Origin of the sequence: Rhodoferax sp. (assembly GCF_012927445.1) — a bacterium.
Classification (GTDB): Bacteria; Pseudomonadota; Gammaproteobacteria; order Burkholderiales; family Burkholderiaceae_C; genus Rhodoferax.
On the sequence record NZ_JABBPD010000004.1, the window covers coordinates 721,382 to 741,211 of the forward strand.

Annotated in this window: 19 protein-coding genes; 9 read left to right on the forward strand and 10 right to left on the reverse strand. The window is 59.5% G+C overall.

The features are described 5' to 3' along the window. Positions 1-80: 80 nt before the first annotated feature. Positions 81-1,211, forward strand: coding sequence for a ribonucleotide-diphosphate reductase subunit beta (locus tag HHJ17_RS09010; protein ID WP_296501148.1), 1,131 nt, complete (start codon positions 81-83; stop codon positions 1,209-1,211). 168 nt (positions 1,212-1,379) lie between these two features. After that, entirely contained in the window at positions 1,380-1,973 is a 594-nt protein-coding gene (locus tag HHJ17_RS09015; protein ID WP_296505584.1) for a histone, read from the forward strand. Between the two features lie 146 nt (positions 1,974-2,119). On the opposite strand, the gene HHJ17_RS09020 is transcribed toward HHJ17_RS09015, so the two are convergent. The 6 genes from HHJ17_RS09020 to HHJ17_RS09045 form a co-directional block, all read right to left on the reverse strand. Continuing rightward, positions 2,120-3,181, reverse strand: a complete 1,062-nt coding sequence (locus HHJ17_RS09020; protein WP_296501144.1) for a zinc-ribbon and DUF3426 domain-containing protein — start codon at positions 3,179-3,181, stop codon at positions 2,120-2,122. A 34-nt stretch (positions 3,182-3,215) separates the two neighbouring features. Continuing rightward, entirely contained in the window at positions 3,216-4,127 is a 912-nt protein-coding gene (prmA, locus tag HHJ17_RS09025; RefSeq protein WP_296501142.1) for a 50S ribosomal protein L11 methyltransferase, read from the reverse strand. 12 nt (positions 4,128-4,139) lie between these two features. Further along, positions 4,140-5,489 carry an acetyl-CoA carboxylase biotin carboxylase subunit gene (gene accC, locus HHJ17_RS09030; RefSeq protein WP_296501141.1) on the reverse strand — a complete coding sequence of 450 codons (1,350 nt, stop codon included), beginning with the start codon at positions 5,487-5,489 and terminating at the stop codon, positions 4,140-4,142. 18 nt (positions 5,490-5,507) lie between these two features. Next, positions 5,508-5,966: an acetyl-CoA carboxylase biotin carboxyl carrier protein gene (gene accB, locus HHJ17_RS09035; protein ID WP_296501138.1), complete on the reverse strand. Its 459-nt coding sequence runs from the start codon at positions 5,964-5,966 to the stop codon at positions 5,508-5,510. A gap of 169 nt (positions 5,967-6,135) precedes the next feature. Then, complete coding sequence (locus HHJ17_RS09040) at positions 6,136-6,702, reverse strand: TlpA disulfide reductase family protein (protein ID WP_296501137.1); 567 nt, start codon at positions 6,700-6,702, stop codon at positions 6,136-6,138. Further along, positions 6,699-7,292 carry a hypothetical protein gene (locus HHJ17_RS09045; protein WP_296505585.1) on the reverse strand — a complete coding sequence of 198 codons (594 nt, stop codon included), beginning with the start codon at positions 7,290-7,292 and terminating at the stop codon, positions 6,699-6,701. The genes HHJ17_RS09040 and HHJ17_RS09045 overlap by 4 nt, the downstream gene beginning before the upstream one ends. 55 nt (positions 7,293-7,347) lie before the next feature. Here HHJ17_RS09045 and mpl point away from each other — a divergent pair, with 55 nt between their 5' ends. Further along, entirely contained in the window at positions 7,348-8,832 is a 1,485-nt protein-coding gene (mpl, locus tag HHJ17_RS09050; protein ID WP_296505586.1) for a UDP-N-acetylmuramate:L-alanyl-gamma-D-glutamyl-meso-diaminopimelate ligase, read from the forward strand. A 56-nt stretch (positions 8,833-8,888) separates the two neighbouring features. Here mpl and HHJ17_RS09055 read toward each other — a convergent pair whose 3' ends face one another. The 3 genes from HHJ17_RS09055 to rodA all read right to left on the reverse strand — a co-directional run bounded on the left by HHJ17_RS09055 (position 8,889) and on the right by rodA (position 12,926). Beyond that, positions 8,889-10,028, reverse strand: coding sequence for a 3-deoxy-7-phosphoheptulonate synthase (locus HHJ17_RS09055; protein ID WP_296505587.1), 1,140 nt, complete (start codon positions 10,026-10,028; stop codon positions 8,889-8,891). Positions 10,029-10,274: 246 nt separating this feature from the next. Then, positions 10,275-11,735, reverse strand: a complete 1,461-nt coding sequence (tldD, locus tag HHJ17_RS09060; protein ID WP_296505588.1) for a metalloprotease TldD — start codon at positions 11,733-11,735, stop codon at positions 10,275-10,277. A 36-nt stretch (positions 11,736-11,771) separates the two neighbouring features. Beyond that, positions 11,772-12,926 (reverse strand): rod shape-determining protein RodA, encoded by a 1,155-nt coding sequence (rodA, locus tag HHJ17_RS09065; protein WP_296501128.1) that lies wholly within the window; start codon positions 12,924-12,926, stop codon positions 11,772-11,774. Positions 12,927-13,025: 99 nt separating this feature from the next. Between rodA and HHJ17_RS09070 the strand changes: the two genes are divergently transcribed. From HHJ17_RS09070 to HHJ17_RS09090, 5 genes are read left to right on the forward strand one after another with little or no spacing between them, the layout of a single operon-like run. Next, positions 13,026-13,634, forward strand: a complete 609-nt coding sequence (locus HHJ17_RS09070; protein WP_296501126.1) for a YqiA/YcfP family alpha/beta fold hydrolase — start codon at positions 13,026-13,028, stop codon at positions 13,632-13,634. Between the two features lie 52 nt (positions 13,635-13,686). Next, positions 13,687-15,753, forward strand: a complete 2,067-nt coding sequence (locus HHJ17_RS09075) for an RNB domain-containing ribonuclease (protein ID WP_296505589.1) — start codon at positions 13,687-13,689, stop codon at positions 15,751-15,753. A gap of 2 nt (positions 15,754-15,755) precedes the next feature. Continuing rightward, entirely contained in the window at positions 15,756-16,607 is an 852-nt protein-coding gene (locus HHJ17_RS09080) for an energy transducer TonB (RefSeq protein ID WP_296501201.1), read from the forward strand. Positions 16,608-16,636: 29 nt separating this feature from the next. Continuing rightward, a complete protein-coding gene (gene aroE, locus HHJ17_RS09085; RefSeq protein ID WP_296501122.1) occupies positions 16,637-17,470 on the forward strand; it encodes a shikimate dehydrogenase in 834 nt (277 codons plus the stop codon). Between the two features lie 15 nt (positions 17,471-17,485). Continuing rightward, positions 17,486-18,274: a transglycosylase domain-containing protein gene (locus HHJ17_RS09090; RefSeq protein ID WP_296501120.1), complete on the forward strand. Its 789-nt coding sequence runs from the start codon at positions 17,486-17,488 to the stop codon at positions 18,272-18,274. Between the two features lie 24 nt (positions 18,275-18,298). Here the strand turns inward: HHJ17_RS09090 and HHJ17_RS09095 are convergent, their stop codons facing one another. Continuing rightward, positions 18,299-18,964, reverse strand: coding sequence for a hypothetical protein (locus HHJ17_RS09095; RefSeq protein WP_296501119.1), 666 nt, complete (start codon positions 18,962-18,964; stop codon positions 18,299-18,301). A 604-nt stretch (positions 18,965-19,568) separates the two neighbouring features. Here HHJ17_RS09095 and HHJ17_RS09100 point away from each other — a divergent pair. Next, positions 19,569-19,829 (forward strand): hypothetical protein, encoded by a 261-nt coding sequence (locus HHJ17_RS09100; protein ID WP_296501199.1) that lies wholly within the window; start codon positions 19,569-19,571, stop codon positions 19,827-19,829. Position 19,830 lies beyond the last annotated feature (1 nt).

A 19,830-nucleotide genomic window follows, 5' to 3' on the forward strand; every position in this document is an offset into this window, starting at 1 on the left:
CAACACAATGTGGCCGCGATATGAATGAATACTTTTCATTTCATTTCGCTGCTCTCATAATCTGCTGATTGGAATTATTTATGTTGACCTGGGACGAAGAAGTCAAGCCCACCCCGCCATCGACTCCTGCACGCGACTCATCGAGCAGTCGTTCGGTTGAGTCCGCGTCAAGCGCAACGGTTTCAAGCAGTCCGCGGCGCGTCAATGCGGCGGACAAACGCATCATCAACGGCAAGACGGACGTCAATCAACTGGTGCCTTTCAAGTACAAGTGGGCGTGGGAAAAGTACCTCTCCAGCTGCGCCAACCACTGGATGCCGCAAGAAGTCAACATGACGCGTGACATTGCTTTGTGGAAAGACCCGAACGGCCTGACCGAAGACGAACGTCGCATCATCAAACGCAATCTGGGCTTTTTTGTCACGGCCGATTCACTGGCGGCGAACAATATTGTGCTGGGCACCTACCGCCACATCACGGCGCCTGAATGCCGCCAGTTTTTGTTGCGGCAGGCTTTTGAAGAAGCGATTCACACCCATGCCTACCAGTACATCGTAGAGTCTTTGGGCCTGGATGAAAGCGAAATCTTCAATGCCTACAACGAAGTCAAATCCATTCGCGACAAAGACGAGTTTCTGATTCCTTATATTGAAGCGATCATGAACCCGGAGTTCAAAACCGGAACACCCGAGACCGACCAGACCCTGTTGAAGTCGCTGATCGTGTTTGCCTGCCTGATGGAAGGGCTGTTCTTCTATGTCGGGTTCACGCAAATTCTGGCACTGGGCCGTCAAAACAAAATGACAGGCGCGGCCGAGCAATACCAGTACATCTTGCGCGACGAGTCGATGCATTGCAACTTTGGTATTGACTTGATTAACCAGCTCAAGCTCGAAAACCCCCACTTGTGGACCGCTGAGTTCAAGGCTGAAATCAAGGCGCTGTTCGAAGAAGCCGTGGAGTTGGAATACCGCTACGCGGAAGACACCATGCCACGGGGTGTGCTGGGCATGAATGCGTCCATGTTCAAGGGCTATCTGCGCTATATCGCCAACCGTCGGGCAACGCAGATCGGTCTTGAACCTCTTTTCCCCAACGAAGAAAACCCGTTCCCGTGGATGAGCGAAATGATTGACCTGAAGAAAGAGCGCAACTTCTTCGAGACCCGCGTCATTGAATATCAATCAGGCGGAGCGCTTTCTTGGGATTGAGTTTTATATGACAACAAGAATTTCACAAATAGTTGATTGCCCCGCAGAGGGCACAAACTGTTTGTGCACCCGAGTTCATGGTGTTGGGTTCAATCCCAGCACCATGAATCGCTTCATGCTCTCCAACTCGCATGAAGTGCTCTTTGTAAATTGATCAAGGAGAAAATAATGGCAACTGCAAAAAAACCGGTCGCAAAAAAGGCCGTTCCCGCGAAGAAAGCTGTACCAGCAAAAAAAGTAGTCGTCGCCAAGAAGGCAACGCCTGCGAAGAAAGCCGCTCCAGCGAAAAAAGTAGTCGTCGCCAAGAAGGTAGCGCCTGCGAAGAAAGCCGCTCCAGCGAAAAAAGTAGTCGTCGCCAAGAAGGCAGCGCCTGCGAAGAAAGCCGCTCCAGCGAAAAAAGTAGTCGTCGCCAAGAAGGCAGCGCCTGCGAAGAAAGCCGCTCCAGCGAAAAAAGTAGTCGTCGCCAAGAAGGCAGCGCCTGCGAAGAAAGCCGCTCCAGCGAAAAAAGTAGTCGTCGCCAAGAAGGCAGCGCCTGCGAAGAAAGCCGCTCCAGCGAAAAAAGTAGTCGTCGCCAAGAAGGCAGCGCCTGCGAAGAAAGCCGCTCCAGCGAAAAAAGTAGTCGTCGCCAAGAAGGCAGCGCCTGCAAAGAAAGCTGCTCTAGCGAAAAAAGTAGTCGCCAAGACGACCTCGACCGCATCTTCGGCTCAGACCACCCTGAACCCGCAAGCGGCTTGGCCGTTTCCAACAGCCAGCAAGCCCTGAACCACCCCGGTTCTGCGTCAAGCCCGGTGCCGAAAGACATCGGGCTTTTTCTTGCCTGCTAGCTACCGAGCAACTTCAAACGACCCGTTGTGAAAATAGTGTCCAAGAACCCCGATGGGGAGTCGCACCAGATTTTTTACGCAAACTCAGGGATAAAAAGCAAGCAAACGGTAGCCGGCAACCCGGTCCGCCGGGCCTGCCGTCTTGACCGCCAGGACGCGCGAAGCCGACCACTCGGCGCCAGCCGCCAGTGTGTCCGAGTTACCCCCGAGTTCGGTCGGCAAGAAAACACGCCGTACGACCGGCTGATCGAGTGAGTCCGTCAAAGTCAATTCGATGGCGGGTACGGCCAGTGCGATCGCTTCAGAATTTTTAACAGTCAAGTTAAGACGGTAGAAATCACTGTTCATTTTGATGAACGAGGAGCTGTCAATGGCGATTGACTCAATTCTCTGCAGCGGTGACAGGCTGCAGCTCAAGGGCCGGCAGAACGCCAACAACCAGGGCTTGAGGCCGGGTTCCAAGGCCACAATCCGGTCGCGCTCATGAAAAATGATTTGCCCTGACAGCCCAAGTAGCAGTACCAGACTGAACAGACCCAACGTCACCCGCACCAGCGGTTTGCGCCAAACAGAACTACGACTCTGGTCTCGCATGAAAGAAACAGCGCTAAATTCAGCAAGGGGTTCAGCTTCAGGCTCGTCGAGATCAGGCTGAGCCACATCGGCGGGCCGGACTGCAGTTATCGCCGTCGCCGGGACTGACTGCAACACAAGTGTTTGCGCATCCAGCAACTCCATTGACAAAGAGATGGCTTCATCTACCGGAGAGATTTCATCCGGGATCGACTCTGGAGAATCCAGCTCGGCAACATTTTCTGCGACAGTGGGAGCAACGAGCTCTGGCGCTGAACCTTGATCTTGATCTTCTGCCAATGCGGCCAGATCGCCCATCGGAGCCGAATTCAGTTCACTATCGTCTGATGGGAAAGGGGAAATCGGCGTGTCGTTTGCGTCGCTCTGCGCCAACAAGGCCTCGCGCGCTGCTGCGGGCTCCCATTCTGTGGACGAGTCCGGCAACAGGTGAAGTGAAGCGTCAAATATGTCATCACATTGCCCGCAGCGAACCCATCCTTCGGAAATCCGAAGCTGGTCAGGCACGACCTTGAACAAGGTCTCGCAGGCCGGGCAACGTGTGATCAGGCTCATTTACAGCGAATTGTAGAGCCCATCCTGGCGCGACTCAGCGCGTCGCGGTCATCAGTATCCAGCCTTCTTGCTGATCAGAAACTGCCAGTTGGCAATAGGGCGCGTAGGCGGCTTTCAACTCTTCCGTCTGACGTTCAAGAATGCCGGCCAAGACCAGCGAGCCGCCCGGGGCAACACGCGACCACAACAGCGGGGCCAGTACCTTCAGGGGTGTCGCCAAAATATTGGCCAGCACAGTCCGGTATTCACCCGTCACGATGTCCGGCAAACCCGCGTTGAGGGTGACGCCATTGGCCTGCGCATTCAGCACGGTCGATTCGACAGCGGCGTCATCGATATCGACCGCATCAATGTCGTTGGCGCCATATTTGGCCGCACCGATCGCAAGAATGCCCGAACCGCAGCCGTAATCCAGAACCCGACCCAACCCGATTGCACCTTCAGAAAGAGCGCTATCTGAATGACCGTGTTTTGCAATCCATCGCAAACACATGCGGGTGGTGGGATGGGTACCGGTGCCAAACGCCAATCCGGGATCGAGCCGAATAATGGTGCGGGCTTGCTGGGGCGGTTCGTGCCAGGTCGGCACAATCCAGAATTCAGGCGTGATGTCCACCGGCGTGAACTGGGACTGGGTCAAGCGCACCCAATCCTGCTCCGGCACCTCCTGCAAACCCAGAATTTGGCAGTCGGCAAAGAAGTCCTGCGCCTTCAAAAGCGCCAGCGCCTCTTTGGCCAAGGCCTCCGTGGCGTACAGAGCCAAGACCCGAGAGCGCTGCCAGCCGCCTTTGGGCGGCGGCATACCTGGCTCGCCAAACAAAGCTTGCTCGGCATCGGTCTGGGCATCGGCATCTTCAACACTCACGCTCAAAGCGTCCAGTGCTTCAAGCGCATCACTCAAGGTCTCAACCCGGTTTTCCGGGCACATCAGGATTAATTCAAACATGCAATACCGTACTTAACGCTTGTGCTGAGCAAGCCACTCTTCCAGATAATGAATATTGGTTCCGCCCGCCATGAATTTCGCGTCCACCAGCAATTCCCGGTGAAGCGCAATGTTGGTGTTGATGCCTTCGACCACGGTTTCACCCAGGGCCGTGCGCATTCGGGCCAAAGCCTGCTCACGCGTGTCGCCATGAACAATGATTTTCCCGATCATCGAGTCGTAATTTGGCGGAACAAAGTAGTTGGTATAAATGTGCGAGTCCACACGCACCCCTGGCCCGCCCGGCGCGTGCCACATCGTGACACGACCCGGCGACGGAATGAATTTGTACGGATCTTCAGCATTCACACGGCATTCGATGGCATGGCCACGAATCTCGATCTGACGTTGTGTGAACGGCAGCTTTTCGCCCGCCGCCACCATGATTTGGGTCTTGACAATATCAACCCCGGTGATCATTTCCGTTACCGGGTGCTCCACCTGCACGCGGGTATTCATCTCGATGAAGTAGAACTCGCCATCCTCATACAGAAACTCGAACGTCCCGGCGCCACGGTAATTAATTTTCTTGCAGGCGGCGACACAACGCTCCCCCACCCGCTCAATCAGCTTGCGAGGAATACCCGGTGCGGGCGCTTCTTCCAGAATTTTCTGGTGCCGCCGTTGCATCGAGCAATCGCGTTCACCGAGGTAAACCACGTTCTTGAACTTGTCGGCCAGAATCTGGATTTCAATGTGGCGCGGGTTCTGGAGAAACTTCTCCAGGTACACCGCCGGGTTGCCAAACGCAGCACCAGCTTCGGCCTTGGTCATCGCCACGGCATTGATCAAGGCCGCCTCGGTATGCACGACGCGCATGCCACGTCCGCCGCCACCGCCCGCCGCCTTGATGATGACCGGATAGCCCACCGCCTTGGCAATCCGGCGAATTTGCACCGGGTCATCCGGCAGCTCGCCTTCCGAGCCCGGCACGCAGGGAACCCCCGCCTTGATCATCGCCTGCTTGGCCGACACCTTGTCGCCCATGATGCGAATCGATTCGGGCGTGGGGCCAATGAACTGGAACCCGCTTTTCTCGACCCGCTCGGCAAAGTCGGCGTTTTCACTTAAAAAGCCATAGCCGGGGTGAATCGCTTCAGCATCTGTTACTTCAGCCGCCGAAATAATGGCGGGCATATTCAGATAACTCAGGCCCGATTGAGCGGGCCCGATGCACACGGCCTCCTCGGCCAGTTTGACGTATTTGGCATCGCGATCGGCCTCGGAATAGACCATGACAGCCTTGATACCGAGTTCGCGACAGGCTCGTTGAATTCTGAGGGCGATTTCGCCCCGATTGGCAACCAGGATTTTCTTGAACATGGGAATTGCGGGGTTACATCACTCAATCACGAACAGAGGCTGTCCGTATTCAACGGCTTGGCCGTTTTCACAAAGGATCTGCGTCACGGTTCCTGATTTATCAGCTTCGATTTCATTGAGGATCTTCATGGCTTCAATGATGCAAACCGTCTCGCCTTCCTTGATGGAGTCCCCAACTTCAACAAAGACCTTGGCGCCAGGAGAGGCGGAACGATAAAACGTACCGACCATCGGCGACTTGACGGTATGCAGGGCAACCGCCGGCACTGCGGCAGCAGCAGGCTCCACACTGGCGACGACGGCAGCCGTCGTCGCCGCAGGCATCATCATCATGCCGACTGGCGGCGCGTACTGCTGGGCCACCGCACCGCCGCCCTTGACGATACGAACCTTGCCTTCTGCTTCTGTGATTTCCAGTTCCGAGACATTTGATTCCGACACCAGGTCAATCAGCGTTTTCAGTTTTCTTAGGTCCATGAGGTCTCCAACGAATTTCAAGTAATGGCTGGCGAATTTACCTTAAATTCCTACTAAATACAGCCATCTTCTTTTATTTTACAGAATATCAACACCCGCCAGAAGGAGCGCCACGCGCCTTGCTCACACAAAAGGCGCCTGACCGACCTCTACTCACGGCAATTCAGTCTTATTTTAATAAGGCCCATGCACGCAAATCGTCGGGTGTAACTTTGCCCATTTTACGATGCGCCACCAACCCATCGGATCCCAGCACCACCGTGAACGGCAAACCGCCACTCAGATTGCCGAGCGATCGGCTGAGTTCGATCCCGGGCATGCCAGCCATGGCCACCGGAAAAGTCACCGGCGTGTTGGCCAGAAAGTGCCTGACCGGCTCCAGCTGGTCCACCGCCAAACCCAGAACTTGCCAGCCTTTGGCTGAATTTTCTTGATAAAAACGGCTTAATAAAGGAAGTTCTTCCACACAGGGCGGACACCAGGTCGCCCAAAAATTCAATAGCACGGGTTTGCCGCGCAGTGCGGCCATCCGCAGCAGGCGGCCATCGGGGCTTGCGAATTCCAGCGGCCAAAGCTCGGATTCGGCGGTCGGCGACATGGCTTGCGGCTGGTATTTCCGCCAGCCCAGGCCAATACCACCCAATGCCGCAGCGCCGGCCACGGCGCCGATCAGCCAGCGGCGGCGCGTGCGTGCTGCGTTTTCGGCGGGGTCAGGGGAAGAAATTGGTTCAGTCATGACTGCGGATCATGCAACAAACGGCGGACCGCCACCAGATCGCCGCGGGGAGTGCGTCCTTTGACGTCGGGTTTGAGCGCGCCACGCACGTCATCGAGGTCGTAAATCAGCAAATGAACGCCCACCTCTTCGTTCAAATCAGCGCAAAAAGCATGTACGCTCAGCGCCTCCACCGAGTCCCCATTGAACCCGGTGACCGTGCGCGGCACGTAATCGACCTGATGATCAATCAGCGCGATCTCAGCCGATTTGCAGTCATCGCAAAACAACTGGAGGTAGATATCCGTCAAGCGCGTTGCGGTGCCATGCCAGACGGCGCCACCCAAGTGGGGCCGAAACGCTGCCATGCGCTCCATCCAGACCACGGCAAGACGGCGCAATGCCAGCAGCTCGCCCGGCTGCGTCTCGGCGCAGAAAAGCGCGATGTATTCCACAACCGCGTCTTCGATCTCGTCATTACCAGGCAAGGCGGTGCGCCCCGGCAAACCGAGTTGCTTGACCGCGCGCCGCTTGGCCGGGCCGTATTCCTGCCCATCCTCCACCACCATGCGGGCCGCGACTGCAGAAATTTCTGATTTCAGGGTATCCATAAGTCGCCATTTTGCCCGCGTTTTGAGCCCGACCACGCCAGCCTAAAATCCATGCATGCACATTCATATTCTTGGTATTTGCGGTACTTTCATGGGGGGCCTGGCCGCACTGGCACGGGAAGCCGGCCATCAAGTCACCGGCTGCGACACCGGCGTCTACCCGCCCATGAGCGACCAGCTGCGCGCGCTCGGCATTGAACTGATGGAAGGTTTTGGCGCCGACCAGCTGGCGCTCCAGCCGGACATGTTTGTGGTGGGCAACGTGGTCAGTCGCGCCCACCTCAGCGATGGCACGCCGAAATTTCCCCTGATGGAAGCCATTTTGGACGCTGGCCTGCCCTACACCAGCGGCCCGCAATGGCTGGCGGAGCATGTGCTGCAGGGCCGGCATGTCATCGCCATCGCGGGCACGCATGGCAAAACGACCACCACCGCCATGACCGCCTGGATCCTGGAACACGCCGGTCTGCAACCCGGGTTTTTGGTGGGCGGCGTGCCGATGAACTTTGAAGTTTCGGCGCGACTGGGTGGCGGCAAGGCCAAACGCAGTGCAAGGCCGCCCCAAGCAAGTTCAGCCCCTTTGGGAGGCAGCGCAGCACACGCAGTGGCAAGCGTGGGGGCTTGTTTCGTCATTGAAGCCGACGAATACGACACCGCTTTTTTCGATAAACGCAGCAAGTTTGTGCACTATCGCCCGCGCACGGCCGTGCTCAACAACCTGGAATTCGACCACGCCGACATCTTTGATGATCTGGCGGCGATCGAGCGCCAGTTTCATCACCTGGTGCGCACCGTGCCGGGCACGGGGCCGCATGGCTCGGGCCGGGTGATCGTCAACGGGCTGGAGGAAAGTCTCGCGCGGGTCTTGCACACGGGCTGCTGGAGTGAAGTGCGCAGCTTTGGCACGGCAGTGAGTGACTTCACCGCCGACGGCGAACCGCATGACTTTGACGTGCTGTACCAGGGCCAGAGCGTGGGCCGCGTCACCTGGGCACTGACCGGCGTGCACAACCAGCTCAATGCGTTGGCGGCCATCGCCGCCGCGCAACACGTCGGCGTGTCACCGGCAGTCGCCGCCACCGCCTTGGCCCACTTTGAAAATGTGAAACGGCGCATGGAAGTGCGCGGCACGGTGCAAAGAGCCGGCGGCAGCATCACCGTTTACGACGACTTTGCCCACCACCCGACCGCCATCCGCACCACGGTGGACGGACTGAAGCGGCGCATCGGACCGGGCGAGCGCATCCTGGCGGTGTTTGAGCCGCGTTCGAACACCATGAAGCTCGGTGCGATGAAAGCCCAGTTGCCCTGGAGCCTGGCGCAGACCGACCTGGCGTTTTGCCACAGCGGCGGGCTGGGTTGGGACGCCCGTGACGCGCTGGCGCCGATGGGCGAGCGGGCGCATGTGGTCGACAACATTGATGGGCTGGTGGCGCTGGTCGCGGCCAATGCCCGGCCGGGCGATCACATCGTGTGCATGAGCAACGGCGGCTTTGGTGGCATCCACCTCAAGCTGCTGCAGGCGCTACAAAATAAATAGCTGCTTTCGCAATAGACACGGGGGCTAGAGGCCTAAAACCTCTGAACCCCGGACCTTTAGCGGGCGCGCCGGGCCTTGACGGCCTGTGACAACACCTCCAGCGACTCGATCGAGTCATCCCAACCCAGGCAGGCATCGGTGATGCTCCGGCCATATTCCAGCTTGGCGGCATCGTCTTTGCCCGGCGTGAACTTCTGGGCGCCGGCCTGCAAATGGCTTTCCACCATCACGCCGAATACGCTGGTAGAACCACTCGCAATTTGCGCCGCGATGTCACGCGCCACATCCAGCTGCTTCTCAAACTGTTTGCTGCTGTTGGCGTGACTGCAGTCCACCATCAGGGTGGCGGGCAGCTTGGCTTTTTCCAGGTCTTTGCAGGCCGCGGCGACGCTGGCGGCGTCATAGTTGGGCGCCTTGCCTCCGCGCAGGATGACGTGGCAGTCCGGGTTGCCATGGGTCTGCACAATCGCCACCTGGCCATTTTTGTGTACCGATAGAAAGTGGTGCCCACCACCAGCGGCCTGAATGGCATCGGTGGCGATTTTGATATTGCCGTCGGTGCCATTCTTGAAGCCAATCGGCGCCGACAGGCCTGACGCCAGTTCGCGGTGCACCTGGCTCTCGGTGGTGCGCGCGCCAATGGCGCCCCAGGCGATCAGATCACCCAGGTACTGGGGAGAAATCACGTCCAGGAATTCGCTGCCGGCCGGCAGACCCAGGCGGTTGATTTCAATCAGCAGCTGGCGCGCAATGCGCAGGCCTTCGTCGATGCGGAAGGTTTCATCCAGGTACGGATCGTTGATCAGGCCTTTCCAGCCGACGGTGGTGCGGGGTTTCTCGAAATACACGCGCATCACGATTTCCAGTGTGTCCGCGTATTTCTCGCGCTGCACCTTGAGCTGGCGCGCATAGTCGAGTGCCGCAACCGGATCGTGGATCGAGCACGGCCCAATCACGACCAGCAAGCGATCCTCCTTGCCCCGCATGATGTCGTGGATGTGGTGGCGGGTGCTGTTAATCAGCGACTCAATGGGGGTGCCGCTGATCGGGAAGAAACGGATTAAATGCTCGGGAGGTGGCAACACTGTGATGTCCTTGATGCGTGCGTCGTCGGTCTTGCTGGTACGGTCAATGGGGAGGGCGACGGGCTTCGCATACCAGGCATCGGTACCGGCAACAGTGGCTTTGGCATTCATGGTGAGGCTCCTAAGTCAATCAAGTAAAGTCAAAAAGACATAAAAAAACCGCCGGGGGTGCCGGCGGTTTTTGGAAGATCAGGACGTTTTCTTTAGGTACGTTCAGAACTCTCTACCGCCGACAGCGCTTGAGAACCAAAAGTAGCCAAAGTAAAAACGGGCTGAATTCATAAAGTTAAATGTAGCATAGTCAGCAGCGGCCATCCCAGATCCGCGGCTTGCGGGTCGAGCCCGCAACGACTTAGCCTAGGCCGTACCGCCCACCGTCAAGCCGTCAATCCGCAGGGTGGGCTGCCCCACGCCGACCGGCACACTCTGGCCTTCTTTGCCGCAGGTACCGACGCCGCTGTCGAGTTTCATGTCGTTGCCGATCATGCTGACGCGTTTCAGGCACTCCGGTCCGCTGCCCACAATGGTGGCGCCCTTCACCGGGTACAAAATCTTGCCGTTTTCCACCCAATACGCTTCGCTGGCGGAGAACACAAACTTGCCCGAGGTAATGTCCACCTGGCCGCCGCCGAAGTTGGTGGCGTACAGACCTTTTTTGATGCTGGCCACAATTTCTTCCGGCGATTTGTCGCCCGCCAGCATGTAGGTATTGGTCATGCGCGGCATCGGAATATGGGCGTAGCTCTCGCGTCGGCCATTGCCGGTGGGCTGGACGCCCATCAGGCGCGCGTTCATGGCGTCCTGGATATAGCCCTTCAGAATGCCATCTTCAATCAGGACATTGCGCTGGCTGGTGTTGCCTTCATCGTCCACATTGAGCGAACCGCGGCGGTCGGCCAGGGTGCCGTCATCCAGCACGGTGACGCCTTTGGCCGCCACCCGTTGACCAATGCGGCCGCTGAAAGCACTGGAGCCCTTGCGGTTGAAGTCGCCTTCCAGACCATGGCCAATGGCTTCGTGCAACAAAATACCGGGCCAGCCGGGGCCAAGCACCACGGTCATTTCACCGGCCGGCGCCGGGCGCGCCTCCAGATTGGTGAGCGCCGCCTTGACCGCCTCATCGACATATTGCTCGATGATGGCGTCATCAAAATAAGCCAGGCCGAAACGACCGCCACCGCCGGCCGAGCCCATTTCACGCCGGCCCTTTTGTTCGGCGATCACGCTCACGCTCAGACGCACCAACGGGCGCACATCGGCCGCCAGGGTGCCATCGGCACGCGCCACCATCACCACATCGTATTCACTGGCCAGCCCGGCCATGACCTGCGCCACGCGCGGGTCCTTGGTGCGGGCCAGTTGCTCCACCTTCTCCAGCAGTTTGACCTTGGCGGTGCTGTCCAGCGTCGCGATCGGGTCCAGCCCTTGGTACAAAGAGCGTGCTGACGCTATCTTTTTAGAAGCGGACTTCAACCGTCCCGCCTGGGCTACAGACGATATTGACCGCACCGTGCGCGCCGCATCCAGCAGCGAGGCCTCGGAGATGTCGTCCGAGTAGGCAAAGGCGGTTTTCTCCCCGCTGACGGCCCGCACGCCGACGCCCTGGTCAATGCTAAAGGAACCGGTTTTGACGATGCCTTCTTCCAGACTCCAGCCCTCGGAGCGGGTGTACTGAAAATACAGGTCAGCCTCGTCCACTTGGTGCGCCTTGATTTCATTCAGGGCGCGCGTCAGGTGGGATTCATCCAGGCCAAACGGCGTGAGCAAGAGGGACTTGGCAACAGCCAAGCGTTCAAGGGTGGGTTCGCGAGAGATCATGGTTTTATTTTAGGCCTTATCACCGTTCCGCCGGACTCAGGACTGCACCAGCCGCTTCGACTTGGCGATCGACATCAAGATGCCCAGGCCCATGCCGAGCGTGACCATGGCGGTGCCGCCGTAGCTGATGAAAGGCAAGGGCACACCCACCACCGGCAAAATGCCGCTGACCATGCCCATATTGACAAACGCGTAGGTAAAAAAGATCAGCGTGATGCTGCCCGCCAGCAGGCGGGAGAACAGCGTGGGCGCCTCCAGCGCAATGGCCATGCCGCGCAGTACCAAAAAGATAAAGCCGGCAATCAGCAGCAGATTGCCAAACAGGCCGAACTCCTCCGAAAAGGCGGCAAAAATAAAGTCGGTGGTGCGCTCGGGGATGAACTCCAGATGCGTCTGGGTGCCCTGCATGAAGCCCTTGCCCCAGAAGCCTCCCGAGCCAATGGCGATCATGCCCTGAATGATGTGAAAGCCCTTGCCCAGCGGGTCGCGCGACGGGTCCAGCAGCGTGCAGATGCGTTGCTGCTGGTAGTCGTGCAGCACCGGCCAGCGCACGCCGTCGGCACACAGCTGCGGCTCAAAGCCCACAATCAGCGCCACCCCGACCACGCCAATCAGCACCGGCGGCAACAGCCACTTCCAGGACAGCCCGGCAAAGAAAATAACCGACATGCCGGCCGACAGCACCAGAATCGCGGTCCCCAGGTCGGGCTGCCTGACGATCAAGCCAATCGGCACCAACAACAGCGCCCCGGCCACGGCAAAGTCCAGCGGCCGCAGTTGACCTTCGCGTTTTTGGAACCACCAGGCCAGCATCAGCGGCATGGCGATCTTGAGGATTTCGCTGGGCTGGATGGTGACGCCGACGTTGAGCCAGCGGCGCGCCCCTTTTTTGGTGACACCAAACACCGCCACCGCAATCAGCAGCGTCACGCCCAGCACATACAGCGGCACCGCCAGCGCCATCAGCCGCTGCGGCGGAATCTGCGCCACCACGAACAGGATGAAACCGGCCAGCAGCATATTGCGGCCATGGTCCGCAAACCGGGTGCCACTGTCAAAGCCGGAGGAATACATGGTGAGCATGCCGGCGCAGGCGAGCAGGAACACGGCAAACGCCAGCGGGCCGTCAAAGCCGCGAAACCAGGGAGTGATGCGACGCCAAAGCGGAGGGGTTTCAAATACGACTGCCATGGGTTGCGATTATCGTCAATCGAAGGACGGCCCAGCACGCGCAGCACCGCCAAGGACTTCGGCCGTGCCCGGATTGGCGCGCCGCCTATCATCCGGTTCATGTCCAGCACCCGATTCACCCCACCCCCCATCACCCACCTGCTCTACCTGCACGGCTTTCGCTCGTCGCCGCAGTCGCTGAAGGCCCGCACCATGGCGCAGCACATGGCCACACGGCAGCCGCAAGTGCAATGGTGGTGCCCGCCATTGCCGCCGTCGCCGCGCGAAGCGTCTGCACTGTTGATGCAAGGCATCCAGGATTGGCCACGCGCATCGATGGCGGTGGTCGGCTCCTCGCTGGGCGGCTTTTACGCCACCGCCGTGGCCGAGCAAACCGGCTGCCGGGCGGTGCTACTGAATCCGGCGGTCAACCCGGCCCGCGATCTGGCGAAATACATCGGCGAGCAAACCAGCTGGCACGACCCGCAGGAGCGCTTTTTCTTCCGGGCAGAGTTTGTGCAGGAGTTGCGCGACCTGGCGGTGAGCCGCCTGCGCCAACCCGACCATTACCTGGCGTTGATCGCCAAAGGCGACGAGGTGCTGGACTGGCGCGAAGCGCACGCCCGCTATGCGGGAGCCCGGATTCGCCTGCTGGAGGGCGGCGACCACGCCATCAGCGACTTTGACGCGCACCTGCCTGAAATCATGGCGTTTTTGGGCTTGAACTGAGCCGCGGCGACGGCGCCACCCCGTTCCCCTTTTTGCAGAGACAATCCATCCCATGTTTTTATTGTTTGAAGAAGCCGGAAAATTCATGGCCGGTCGGGTGCTGTCAGAGGCGGATACCTCTGCACAGGTGGAGTTGGACAGCGGCAAGCGGGTCAAGGTCAAGACGGCCAACTTCCTGCTGAAGTTCGAAAAACCGGAGCCGGCGCAGCTGCTGGCGGCGGCGCAGACCATCAGCCAGTCGATTGAGCTGGAGCTGGCCTGGGAGTTTTCGCCGGAAGAAGAGTTTGGTTTTGCCGAACTGGCGCGCGAATATTTCAGCGACAAAGCGACGCTGGAGCAGCAAGCCGGCACGCTGGTGCGCCTGTTTGAGTCGCCGCACTACTTTCGCCGGGCCGGCAAGGGGCGCTTTCGCAAGGCGCCGGCCGACATCATCGCGCTGGCCCTGGCCGCGATTGAGAAAAAGAAGCAGATCGCGCTGCAAACCGAGCAATGGGTGAAAGACCTGAGCGCGGGCGAGTGCCCGCAGGCGATCCGCGAGCAGCTCTACAAAATTCTGTTCAAGCCCGACAAAAATGCGCCTGAGTACAAGGCCGTGGTCGAGGCCTCGCGCGCCACCCATCTGGGGCCGCTGGAGTTGCTGATCAAAGCCGGCGCGATCGATTCGCCCTACCAGTTCCACTGGCGCCGCTTCCTGCTGGAGAACTTTCCCAAGGGCACCGGTTTTCCCAAACTCGAAGCGCCGGCCATCAAAGACGAACTGCCTTTGTCCACCGCGCGGGCCTTCTCGATCGACGATTCGGCCACCACCGAGATTGACGATGCCCTGTCGGTACAAGGCCTGGGCAGCGGCACGGTGGTCGTCGGCATTCACATTGCGGCCCCTGGCTTGGCGATTCAACCCGGCAGCCCGATTGACCTGGTCGGCCGCAACCGCCTGTCGACCGTCTACATGCCGGGCTACAAAGTCACCATGCTGCCGGATGACGTGGTGCAAGCCTACACGCTGCAAGAGGGGCGCGACTGCCCGGCGCTGTCCTTGTACGTCACGCTGGACGAGGCCACGCTGGAAATCCAGAGCAGCGAGACCAAACTGGAGCGGGTGCACATTGGCGCCAACCTGCGGCACGACCAGTTGGACGCCATCGTCACGCTGGAATGGCTGGAAAATCCTGACTTTAACCATCAAATCGACCCGCAGCCCTTACTGAATAAGCGTAAGAAGCTATCATTTTTGCACCGCCTGGCACAAGACCTGAAGGCCAAGCGCGAAGTGGTGCGCGGTAAGCCGGAGAACTTCAACCGGCCCGACTACAACTTCAAGCTGGTCGGCAACGACGGTGCCGAGCCGCAAGGCAGCGAGCAGGTGCAAATCAGCGTGCGCGAGCGCGGCGCACCGCTGGACCTGATCGTGTCGGAGGCCATGATTCTGGCCAACAGCACCTGGGGCAACTGGATGGCCGAACTCGGCGTCCCCGGCATTTACCGCAGCCAGGCCTCCATGCTGCCGGGCGTCAAGGTGCGCATGGGCACCCGCGCCCTGCCGCATGCCGGTCTGGGCGTCAAAAGCTACGCCTGGAGCAGCTCGCCGCTGCGCCGCTACACCGATTTGGTCAACCAGTGGCAAATCATTGCCTGCGCCCGCCATGGCAAAACGGCGGCCTTGGTGGCGCCGTTCAAGCCGAAAGACGCGGACCTGTTCTCGATCATCTCCAGCTTTGACAGCGCTTACTTCGCCTACAACGACTACCAGCGCGCCATCGAGCGCTTCTGGACGCTCAAGTTCATCCAGCAAAATCAGGTGACCGAGATCACCGCCACCGTGTTCAAAGAAAACATGGTGCGGGCCGACGACCTGCCCTTGGTGCTGCCGGTGATGGGCGCCAGCGGTTTGCCCCGCGGCGCACGGGTCCTGATCAAGCTGGGCGACATTGACGAGGTGACGCTCGACATCCACGGCACCGTGGTGGAACGGCTCGATGCCGTCACGGAAACCGCCAATGCACCGGACGACGAGGCCGGTGACGAGGATGAAGACGCTGGCGCCGGCCCAATTGCAATTGCCGTCGACATGAGCGAGACGGACGCCAGTCCCGCCGTCACCGATCAAACTGCCCCGTGAACCTGCGGTCTTTCAGCCCTCTCCAGCTGGCACTCGGCGCCTCGATCGCCGTCCATGTGGTGCTGCTGACGGTCCGCTTTGTGGACCCCGAGGCGTTCAACCGCGTGTTTGAAGACACGCCGCTGGAAGTCATCCTGGTCAATGCGCGCACCACGGAGAAGCCGAGCAAGGCCCTGGCCATTGCCCAGGCTTCCATGGCGGGCGGCGGTGAGACGGAAAAAGGCCGCGCCACCAGCCCGTTGCCGCCGGCGCTGCGGACGGAAACCGGCGATGACGTGGAACAGTACGCGCAGCACAAACTGCAAAACCTGCAGGAACAGCAAAACCTGCTGCTGGCCCAGATCAAAAACCAGCTGGCCGCGCTGCCGCCACCGGACCCCAAGCAGCCCACTGTCTCCACCGAACAGGCCGAGCGGGAAGAAAAACGCCGCCAGCTGATCAAGCTGCTGGCCGAGATCGAGCGCCGCATCAATCAGGAAAATGCCCGCCCGAAGAAGCGCTACATCAGCCCGGCCACCCGGGAAGAGGTGTACGCGGTGTATTACGACCATTTGCGCCGCGCCGTCGAAGACAAGGGCACCGAGAACTTTCCCCAAGCCGGCGGCAAGAAACTGTACGGCGAACTGACCATGATCGTGACCGTCAATTTTGACGGGCGGGTTCTCAATATCGAGATCGTGGAAAGCTCCGGCAACCGCACGCTGGACCGGCGCGCCGAGGCCATTGCCCGCAGTGCCGCCCCATTTGGTCGCTTCAACGCGGCGATGCGGCGCCAGGCCGAGCAGATCATGGTGGTCTCGCGTTTCAAATTCACCCGCGACGAAACGCTGGAAACCCAGCTCACGGCCCAGTAAACGCCAAAAAAACAACTCACAGGACGACTATGTCGATGGATCTTTATTGCGTCATGGGCAACCCGGTGGAACACAGCAGATCGCCGTGGATTCATGCCCGTTTTGCCGAGCTGACGGGCCAGTCGCTGCACTATGACAAGCGACTGATTCCGCTGGACGGCTTTGCGACGGCGGTGAGCGCCTTCGTGGCGGAAGGTGGCCGGGGCTGCAACATCACCGTGCCGTTCAAGTTTGAAGCCGCGGCGCTGGCCACCCACACCAGCGAACGGGCCATGCTGGCCCTGGCCTCCAACGTGCTGACCTTTCGGGACGGCGACATCCTGGCCGACAACACCGATGGCGCCGGTCTGGTCAACGACATCCAGCGCAATGCCGGGGTTGATTTACAGGGCCGCCGCGTGCTGCTGATCGGCGCCGGGGGCGCGGCCGCCGGCGTGTTGGGCCCGCTGATCCTGGCGCAGCCGGCCGGCATCACCGTCGCCAACCGCACCTTGAGTAAAGCCAGTGAGCTGGTGGAACGCCATGCGGCGCTGGCTTTGCTGCAAAAAACAGAGCTGACTGCGCATGATCTGCAAGGGCTAGAGGCCAATTTTGATGTGCTTATCAACGCCACTGCCAGCAGCCTGAGCGGTGCGGAGGTGCCGGTGGCGGCCAGCACACTGAAACCCGGCGCGCTGGCCTACGACATGATGTACGGGCCGGCGGCGCAGGGCTTTTTGACCTGGGCGCGCGAACACGGCGCGGTGGCCCGTGACGGTTTGGGCATGCTGGTGGAGCAGGCGGCCGAATCCTTTTTGATCTGGCGCGGCGTGCTGCCGCCCTCGCAACCGGTGCTGGCCGAGTTGCGGGCGATTCTGCGTTAAACGGAGCTCGCCCCCATGAAGTCACTGATGCGCTGGCTGGGTTTGCTGCTGGCCGCCGTGCTGGCGCTGCAGCTCTTCTTTGTGGCGCGCATTGCCGCCATGGCGGTACTGGACCCGCAATCGACCTCGTTTGGGCGCTCGGAAGCGTGGCGCGTGCTGCATGAAAAAGGCACGTTGCGCTGGCGCCAGCAATGGGTGGCCTACCCGCAGATTGCGGACTCACTGAAGCGGGCGGTCATTGCCAGTGAAGACGACGGCTTTATCTACCACGACGGCGTGGACTGGGACGCCCTGGAAAAAGCCTGGCAAAAGAATGCCAAGGCGGAAGCGCAGGCGGCCAAAACGCAGGCGGCGATGACGCAAACCGCGAAAAACCAGGCCAACCGAAAAACCGGTACGGGCCCGGCCAAAAACCAACCGCTGGTGCGCCAGCCCAAGGTGGTGGGCGGCTCCACCATCACCCAGCAGCTGGCCAAAAACCTGTTTTTATCGGGCGAGCGGACCCTGCTGCGCAAGGGCCAGGAGTTTGTGCTGACCCTGCTGCTGGAGTCCTTGCTGAGCAAGCAGCGCATTCTGGAGATTTACCTCAACAACGTCGAGTGGGGCGAAGGTGTGTTTGGCGCCGAGGCGGCCGCCCAGCACTACTTTCGCAAGCCGGCCTCGCGGCTCAGCGCCTACGAAGCATCACGGCTGGCCGTGATGTTGCCGCGCCCCAAGTATTTCGAAAAAATGCCCAACTCCAGCTATATCTCGGGACGCGCCGGCGTGATCGCCAACCGCCTCGCGGATGCCGAATTGCCCTGACCGCAGCTCCATTCGTCGACAAGGTCACAGAACTCGAGCTATTGGCGTGGCCTCTGGGGCCAGAGCTTGCGCCAGCCTTTTCATGCTGCCACGGCTTTCATAGGTACTGAAGCAATAGGGGGCCAACCGTTTGCGGAAAAAATTAATCATCTTGGTGGACGAATCAAATGACATGCCGTACACCCCCACCGGTCGCGTTTCCACGATAGGGCTGGCAACATGGCGACGCAGGGCCGCCGCCAAAATAAGCGGGCTTAAGGCCTGCGCGGCGCGCAAATGCGGGCGAACGAACGTGCTCCGGTAACACAGTGCATCCGTCACCAGCGGAGAGCGGGTGACGATCATCCAGGCGACCACCTCGCCGTGATGACGCACACCGACACTGATGCTGGGTTCAATGTCCTCGACTTCGGTAAAGGGCGAAAGCACATAGGGAATCTTCCCTTCCGCCACGTCATGTTGCAGTTGGATGCGTTCTTCGACGCTGAGCTCCTTGGGAGCAGTAGCAGGCGACAGCTGCACCATCATGCCGGGCTTGATTCGTTTAGCCTCGCTCTGCGGTGGCATGTAGATCAGCGCTTCAAGTAGCTTGACCGGCGCCTCTACCGAAAGTACCGGCTGGTTAACCGTGACGACGTCGCCTTTGCTCACCAGCACTTCAACGACGAGGCCGTCATGCGTGCTGACCACATTGCTGGCCAGTTCATACTAGGCCGACAAGTCGGCCAGCCGGCTGCGTTTTCCGGCCCTGCTGGGGCGTTTGGGCTCGCGTCGGCCAATTTTGGTGCAGCTCAAGCTGCGTTTGCCACAACGCCTAGCGCTGCGACTGGTGCAGCACTCCAAGCGGCTTGGGGTGCAGCCAAAGCCGCCGGAGCTGATTTGAACGACAACACCGCGACCGAAATCTCCCTGTTGTTGTCCTACTCTTTCTAACTGGAGCCGAATGCCTGGCTCGCGTTAGCGCTGCGAGCCTGCACAACTCGGCCCTGATGACATATTGGTGCTGGACCGGGGTTATCCGGCAACCTGGCTGGTGGCCTATCTCAATGAGCACAAGATTCGCTTTTGCATGCGCTGCGACAAGGTCACAACAGAACCTTTTCGCTAAGCGTTCGAACTCCAAAATCTACTACGAGTAAGTTGTTGGCTTGTCCCTAGTTTTGGGGACAAACAAGCAATCTGTCTTGCCCAATAATTAATGCATCAATTTGTTGGCGAGATTGCCGGTGCGGGTTTTGAGGAAGCACCTTACAGAAGAACCGTTTATTTATTAACCAAGAGTGAAGGAATTTTCATGAACCATTTTGAATCCAAAAAACGTCAACTCGGCCAAGGCATGACCGAGTACATCATCATCGTCGCCTTGATCGCTGTTGCCGCCATTGGTGTTTACAGCTTTTTCGGTGAAACCATCCGGGCCCAAATGGCTGGGATGACCAATGAGTTGGCAGGAAAAGATGGTTCGGCAAACATCCAAAAAGCAGGAGACGCAGCAGGCAAAGCTGACGCTGAAAATAAAGCCAAAAATCTGGGTAACTACACATCACCAAAGTAAG

Coding starts and splice junctions, on each gene's coding strand:
- HHJ17_RS09075 (WP_296505589.1), top strand. CDS start 13,687: ATGTTTTTATTGTTTGAAGAAGCCGGAAAATTCATGGCCGGTCGGGTG.
- HHJ17_RS09045 (WP_296505585.1), bottom strand. CDS start 7,292: ATGGATACCCTGAAATCAGAAATTTCTGCAGTCGCGGCCCGCATGGTG.
- HHJ17_RS09090 (WP_296501120.1), top strand. CDS start 17,486: ATGAAGTCACTGATGCGCTGGCTGGGTTTGCTGCTGGCCGCCGTGCTG.
- HHJ17_RS09055 (WP_296505587.1), bottom strand. CDS start 10,028: ATGAATGCCAAAGCCACTGTTGCCGGTACCGATGCCTGGTATGCGAAG.
- rodA (WP_296501128.1), bottom strand. CDS start 12,926: ATGGCAGTCGTATTTGAAACCCCTCCGCTTTGGCGTCGCATCACTCCC.
- HHJ17_RS09010 (WP_296501148.1), top strand. CDS start 81: ATGTTGACCTGGGACGAAGAAGTCAAGCCCACCCCGCCATCGACTCCT.
- HHJ17_RS09070 (WP_296501126.1), top strand. CDS start 13,026: ATGTCCAGCACCCGATTCACCCCACCCCCCATCACCCACCTGCTCTAC.
- aroE (WP_296501122.1), top strand. CDS start 16,637: ATGTCGATGGATCTTTATTGCGTCATGGGCAACCCGGTGGAACACAGC.
- mpl (WP_296505586.1), top strand. CDS start 7,348: ATGCACATTCATATTCTTGGTATTTGCGGTACTTTCATGGGGGGCCTG.
- HHJ17_RS09015 (WP_296505584.1), top strand. CDS start 1,380: ATGGCAACTGCAAAAAAACCGGTCGCAAAAAAGGCCGTTCCCGCGAAG.
- accB (WP_296501138.1), bottom strand. CDS start 5,966: ATGGACCTAAGAAAACTGAAAACGCTGATTGACCTGGTGTCGGAATCA.
- accC (WP_296501141.1), bottom strand. CDS start 5,489: ATGTTCAAGAAAATCCTGGTTGCCAATCGGGGCGAAATCGCCCTCAGA.
- tldD (WP_296505588.1), bottom strand. CDS start 11,735: ATGATCTCTCGCGAACCCACCCTTGAACGCTTGGCTGTTGCCAAGTCC.
- HHJ17_RS09100 (WP_296501199.1), top strand. CDS start 19,569: ATGAACCATTTTGAATCCAAAAAACGTCAACTCGGCCAAGGCATGACC.
- HHJ17_RS09040 (WP_296501137.1), bottom strand. CDS start 6,702: ATGACTGAACCAATTTCTTCCCCTGACCCCGCCGAAAACGCAGCACGC.
- prmA (WP_296501142.1), bottom strand. CDS start 4,127: ATGTTTGAATTAATCCTGATGTGCCCGGAAAACCGGGTTGAGACCTTG.
- HHJ17_RS09020 (WP_296501144.1), bottom strand. CDS start 3,181: ATGAGCCTGATCACACGTTGCCCGGCCTGCGAGACCTTGTTCAAGGTC.